The following is a 6,230-nucleotide window of genomic DNA, read 5'->3' on the forward strand; positions in this document are numbered from 1 at the left end:
TGGGACGGGATCCGCACCGCTCGGCCGGGGAGGCCGGGACGGAGGTCCCGCCCGTACACGGCCTAGAAGACCGATTCGGCCTCGTACATGCGGTCCTCGGGAACGGTCTTCAGCGCCGTGGTCGCGGAGGCGAGCGGGGTCATCACGACGTCGGTGCCGCGCAGGGCGGTCATGTTGCCGAAGTCGCCCCGGTGGACGGCCTCGACGGCGTGCCAGCCGAAGCGGGTCGCGAGCACGCGGTCGTAGGCGGTGGGCACACCGCCGCGCTGGACGTGGCCGAGGATGACCGGGCGAGCCTCCTTGCCGAGGCGGTGCTCCAGCTCGATCGCGAGGCGGTTGCCGATGCCTGCGAAGCGCTCGTGACCGTACTGGTCGATCGCGCCCTTCTCGTACGGCATGGAACCCTCCGCCGGGTGCGCGCCCTCGGCGACGCAGATCACGGCGAACTTCTTCCCGCGGGCGAAACGCTCCTCCACCATCTTCACCAGCGCGTCCACCTCGAAGGGGCGCTCCGGCAGGCAGATCCCGTGGGCGCCGCCGGCCATGCCCGACTCCAGGGCGATCCAGCCCGCGTGGCGGCCCATGACCTCGACGACCATCACGCGCTGGTGCGACTCGGCGGTGGTCTTGAGGCGGTCGATGGCCTCGGTGGCGACCATCACGGCGGTGTCGAAGCCGAAGGTGCGGTCGGTGGAGGAGATGTCGTTGTCGATGGTCTTCGGCACGCCGACGACCGGCATCCCCGCGTCCGAGAGCATCCGGGAGGCGGTCAGGGTGCCCTCGCCGCCGATCGGGATGAGGGCGTCGATGCCGTAGCGCGTCGCCAGTTCCTGCGCGTTCTCGGCGGCTTCGTGGAGACGGGCGCGCTCCATGCGCGCCGAACCGAGGATCGTGCCGCCTCGGGCGAGGATGCCGCTGACGGCATTGATGTCGAGAGGGCGGAAGTTGCCGTCGAGGAGGCCCTTGAAACCGTCCTCGAAACCGATGACCTCGTCGCCGTGCCCGACCAGGGCACGGTGTACGACCGACCGGATGACAGCGTTGAGCCCCGGACAGTCGCCGCCTGCGGTGAGAACTCCGATACGCATCGTGCTGGTCTCCTGCCATACATATGAAGGGCGTAATGATGAGGCCTGTCCGATTGTTCCACGGGCCCGGGGTGTCGCGCGTTTTCTGCCGCTCCGCCCTCCCGGCCTTTCGGCCATCCCGGCCAGGCCTTTTCCCGGCGGGCGCCCTACCTATTGACAGAGGTATTGTCAAGAGGTCAAGCCACACCAAACAGACATCCAGAGCATGGGACGGAGAGCGGGCGTGACGCGCAGCGTGTACGTGACCGGTATCGAACGGGGGGACGGCCGACAGGTCGTCGAGCTGGGGATCATGGAGCTGCTGACGCGGCAGACGGCCCGGGTCGGCGTCTACCGTCCGTTGCTCCACGACGCACCCGACCGCCTCTTCGACCTCCTCAAGGCCCGCTACCGGATCGACCAGGACGCCGCGACGGCCTACGGCATGGACTACCAGGAGGCCTCGGCGATCCTCGCCGAGAAGGGCACCGACGAGCTGGTCTCCCGGCTCGTCGACCGCTACCACCAGGTGGCCCGCGACTACGAGGTCATGCTCGTCCTCGGCACCGACTACGCGGACACCAACCTCCCCGACGAGCTGGCGCTCAACGCGCGCCTCGCCAACGAGCTGGGCGCCGTCGTCGTCCCCGTCGTGGGCGGCACCAAGCACCCGGCCGAGGCCGTGGGCGCCGAGACCCGCAACGCCTACCGCGCCTACGAGAGCCTGGGCTGCCACGTGGTCGCGATGGTCGTGAACCGGGTGGCGGCGGAGGACCGCGACGCGATAGCCGGGCGACTGGCCGCCCGGCTCCCCGTGCCCTGTTACGTACTGCCGGACGACAAGTCGCTGTCCGCTCCGACCGTCGCCCAGATCACCCGGGCGCTCGGCGGCGAGGTGCTCCTCGGCGACGAGGCCGGGCTGGCCCGCGACGCACTGGACTTCGTCTTCGGCGGCGCCATGCTGCCGAACTTCCTGAACGCCCTGACCCCCGGCTGCCTGGTCGTCACCCCCGGCGACCGCTCCGACCTGGTGATCGGCGCACTGGCCGCACACACCTCGGGCACCCCGCCGATCGCCGGTGTGCTCCTCACCCTGAACGAGCGCCCGGGCAAGGACATCCTGACCCTGGCCTCCAAGCTGGCGCCGGGCACGCCCGTGGTGTCGGTGGCCGGCAACAGCTTCCCGACCGCAGCCGAACTCTTCTCCCTGCAGAGCCGGTTGAACTCCGCGACCCCGCGCAAGCTGGAGACCGCGCTCGGCCTGTTCGAGCGGCACGTGGACACCGCCGAGCTGCGCGGACTGCTGTCGGTGGCCCGCTCGGAGCGCGTCACCCCGATGATGTTCGAGCACGAGCTGCTGGAGCGGGCCCGCTCCGACCGCCGCCGCGTCGTCCTGCCCGAGGGCACCGAGGAGCGCGTGCTGCGCGCCGCGGACGTGGTGCTGCGCCGGGGGGTCTGCGACCTGACCCTGCTGGGCGAGGAGCAGGCGATCCTGAAGAAGGCCGGCGACCTCGGCGTCGACATCTCGGGCGCGCAGCTCATCGACCCGGCGACCTCCCCCCTGAGGGAGGGCTTCTCCGAGTACTACGCGCAGGTCCGCGCCCACAAGGGCATGACCGTCGAGCTGGCCAACGACGTGGTCACCGACGTCAATTACTTCGGCACGCTGATGGTCCAGCGCGGCTTGGCCGACGGCATGGTCTCCGGCTCGGTGCACTCCACCGCGGCGACCATCCGCCCTGCCTTCGAGATCATCAAGACGAAGCCCGAGGCGTCCATCGTCTCCTCGGTCTTCTTCATGTGCCTGGCCGACCGGGTCCTCGTCTACGGCGACTGCGCCGTCAACCCGGACCCGGGCGCCGAGCAGCTCGCCGACATCGCCGTGCAGTCGGCCGCCACGGCCGCCGCCTTCGGCGTCGAGCCGCGGATCGCGATGCTCTCGTACTCGACCGGCACCTCCGGTTCGGGCGCCGACGTGGACAAGGTCCGCAAGGCCACCGAGATCGTCCGCGAGCAGCGCCCCGACCTGCAGGTCGAGGGTCCGATCCAGTACGACGCGGCCGTGGAGCCTTCGGTCGCCGCGACCAAGCTGCCCGGCTCCGAGGTGGCCGGGCGCGCGACGGTGCTGATCTTCCCCGACCTCAACACCGGCAACAACACGTACAAGGCCGTGCAGCGTTCGGCGGGCGCGGTCGCGGTCGGCCCGGTGCTGCAGGGTCTGCGCAAGCCGGTCAACGACCTCTCGCGCGGTGCGCTCGTCCAGGACATCGTCACCACCGTGGCCATCACCGCGATCCAGGCGCAGCGCGCGCCGGCGCCCACGGCCACCGCCTGATCACCCTCCCCTCACCCACCGCCCGCGAAAAGGAAAGACCCTCATCGTGACCGCATCGCGCGTACTCGTCCTCAACTCCGGCTCCTCCTCGGTCAAGTACCAGCTCCTCGACATGGCGGACCGGTCCCGTCTCGCCGTCGGCCTGGTGGAGCGCATCGGCGAGGAGAACTCGCGGGTGGTGCACGAGCGGATCACCGGAGGCTCGGCCCCGGACGCCGCCGGCGGCAAGCGCGAGCAGCTCGGCCCGATCGCGGACCACGAGGCCGCGCTGAAGGCCGTCGCGGCGGAGCTCGCCGCCGACGGGATGGGCCTGGACTCCCCCGAACTGGCCGCGGTGGGGCATCGGGTGGTGCACGGGGGGACGAGGTTCACCCAGCCGACCGTGATCGACGACGAGGTGCTGGCGGAGATCCGGAATCTGATCCCCCTGGCTCCGCTCCACAACCCGGCGAACGTGACGGGCATCGAGGTGGCGCGCTCGCTGCGCGCAGACCTCCCGCAGGTCGCGGTCTTCGACACCGCCTTCCACTCGACGATGCCGGAGTACGTGGCGCGGTACGCGATCGACGCCGCGACCGCCGACGCGTACGCCATCCGGCGGTACGGCTTCCACGGCACCTCCCACGCCTACGTCTCCCGGGCGACGGCCGGGCTCCTGCGCAGGCCGGTGGAGGATGTGAACGTGATCGTCCTGCACCTGGGCAACGGCGCCTCCGCGTCGGCCGTCCGCGGCGGCGTGTGCGTGGAGACCTCCATGGGGCTGACGCCGCTGGAGGGGCTGGTCATGGGGACCCGTTCGGGCGACCTCGACCCGGCGGTCGTCTTCCACCTGGCGCGGGTGGGCGGCTTCTCGGTGGATGAGATCGATTCGCTCCTGAACAAGAAGAGCGGTCTGCTGGGCATGTGCGGCGACAACGACATGCGCGAGGTGATGCGGCGGGCGGGCGAGGGCGACGAGGCGGCGAGCCTCGCCTTCGCCGCGTACGTCCACCGTCTGAAGAAGTACATCGGGGCCTACTCGGCGGTGCTGGGGCGGGTGGACGCGGTGGTGTTCACGGCCGGGGTCGGCGAGAACGCCCACCAGGTCCGCGAAGCCGCACTGGACGGCCTGGCCGGGCTGGGCCTGGTACTGGATCTCGAAGCCAATGCGGCGCGCTCCCCGGAACCCCGGCTGATTTCGGCGGACGATGCCCGCGTGGCCGTGGCGGTGGTCCCGACGGATGAGGAACTGGAGATCGCCACCCAGACGTACGCGCTGGTTACCGGGTAGTCACTTGGACTTTCCACCAGCCGGAATATTCCGCTACGAAACAAACCGATAGGATCCGCTCCATGCGCCGTTCCAAAATCGTCTGCACGCTGGGCCCCGCCGTCGACTCGTATGAGCAGCTGAAAGCGCTCATCGAGGCAGGTATGAACGTGGCCCGATTCAACTTCAGCCACGGATCCCAGGCAGAACACCAGGAGCGGTACGACCGCGTCCGGCAGGTCTCCGAGGACACCGGGCGCGCCGTAGGCGTCCTGGCCGACCTCCAGGGCCCGAAGATCCGTCTGGAGACCTTCGCCGAGGGTCCCGTCGAGCTGGTGCGCGGTGACGAGTTCACCATCACCACCGAGGACGTCCCCGGCGACAAGTCCATCTGCGGCACCACCTACAAGGGGCTCCCGGGCGACGTCGCCAAGGGTGACCAGATCCTGATCAACGACGGCAACGTCGAGCTCCGGGTGACGGAGGTCGAGGGCCCGCGGGTCAGGACCATCGTCATCGAGGGCGGTGTCATCTCGGACCACAAGGGCATCAACCTGCCGGGTGCCGCCGTGAACGTCCCCGCCCTGTCGGAGAAGGACGTCGACGACCTCCGCTTCGCCCTGCGGATGGGCTGCGACATGGTCGCCCTGTCCTTCGTGCGCGACGCCGGCGACGTCAAGGACGTCCACAGGGTGATGGACGAGGAGGGCCGCCGGGTCCCCGTCATCGCCAAGGTCGAGAAGCCGCAGGCCGTCGAGAACATGGCCGCCGTGGTCGCCGCCTTCGACGCGGTCATGGTGGCCCGTGGCGACCTGGCCGTCGAGTACCCGCTCGAGAAGGTCCCGATGGTCCAGAAGCGGCTCATCGAGATGTGCCGCCGCAACGCCAAGCCGGTGATCGTCGCCACCCAGATGATGGAGTCGATGATCACCAACTCCCGCCCGACGCGCGCGGAGGCGTCCGACGTCGCCAACGCGATCCTCGACGGCGCGGACGCGGTCATGCTGTCCGCCGAGTCCTCCGTGGGCGCCTACCCGATCGAGACCGTCAAGACGATGTCGAAGATCGTCACGGCGGCCGAGGAGGAGCTCCTCTCCAAGGGCCTTCAGCCGCTGGTCCCGGGCAAGAAGCCCCGCACCCAGGGCGGCTCCGTCGCCCGCGCGGCCTGCGAGATCGCGGACTTCCTCGACGGCAAGGCGCTCATCGCCTTCACCCAGTCCGGTGACACGGCCCGCCGGCTGTCGCGCTACCGCGTGACCCAGCCGATCCTCGCCTTCACCACCGACGTCAACACCCGCAACCAGCTGACGCTGAGCTGGGGCGTCGACTCCTACATCGTCCCGCACGTGGACACCACCGACGCGATGGTCGACCTGGTGGACGGCGAGCTGCTCAAGCTGGGCCGCTACAACGACGGCGACACCATGGTCATCACCGCCGGCTCGCCCCCCGGCGTCCCGGGCACCACCAACATGGTCCGGGTCCACCACCTGGGCGGCGGCGGCACGGCCGCCTGAGCCCGCCGCACCACACGACTCTGCCGCACAGAGGCCGAGGGCGGCACCCCGCAGTGATGCGG

The 6,230-nt window shown here is 70.2% G+C and carries 4 protein-coding genes; 3 read left to right on the forward strand and 1 reads right to left on the reverse strand.

The annotated features are described in order from the left end of the window. Positions 1–62 precede the first annotated feature (62 nt). Positions 63–1,088 (reverse strand): ATP-dependent 6-phosphofructokinase, encoded by a 1,026-nt coding sequence (locus tag ACWGIF_RS31615; protein ID WP_453502605.1) that lies wholly within the window; start codon positions 1,086–1,088, stop codon positions 63–65. A 223-nt stretch (positions 1,089–1,311) separates the two neighbouring features. On the opposite strand from ACWGIF_RS31615, the gene pta reads away from it, so the two are divergent. The 3 genes from pta to pyk all read left to right on the forward strand — a co-directional run bounded on the left by pta (position 1,312) and on the right by pyk (position 6,168). Then, positions 1,312–3,402 carry a phosphate acetyltransferase gene (pta, locus tag ACWGIF_RS31620; protein ID WP_453502607.1) on the forward strand — a complete coding sequence of 697 codons (2,091 nt, stop codon included), beginning with the start codon at positions 1,312–1,314 and terminating at the stop codon, positions 3,400–3,402. Between the two features lie 46 nt (positions 3,403–3,448). Further along, the gene (locus ACWGIF_RS31625) at positions 3,449–4,672 is read left to right on the forward strand and encodes an acetate kinase (RefSeq protein WP_453502609.1); all 1,224 of its coding nucleotides are present in this window, start codon (positions 3,449–3,451) and stop codon (positions 4,670–4,672) included. 62 nt (positions 4,673–4,734) lie between these two features. Then, the gene (pyk, locus tag ACWGIF_RS31630; RefSeq protein ID WP_453502611.1) at positions 4,735–6,168 is read left to right on the forward strand and encodes a pyruvate kinase; all 1,434 of its coding nucleotides are present in this window, start codon (positions 4,735–4,737) and stop codon (positions 6,166–6,168) included. Positions 6,169–6,230 lie beyond the last annotated feature (62 nt).

Source organism: Streptomyces sp. NPDC054849 (assembly GCF_053610945.1).

What these genes read in the sequence shown, in the direction of transcription:
- ACWGIF_RS31615 (WP_453502605.1), bottom strand. Translation starts at nt 1,088, where the DNA reads ATGCGTATCGGAGTTCTCACCGCAGGCGGCGACTGTCCGGGGCTCAAC.
- pyk (WP_453502611.1), top strand. Translation starts at nt 4,735, where the DNA reads ATGCGCCGTTCCAAAATCGTCTGCACGCTGGGCCCCGCCGTCGACTCG.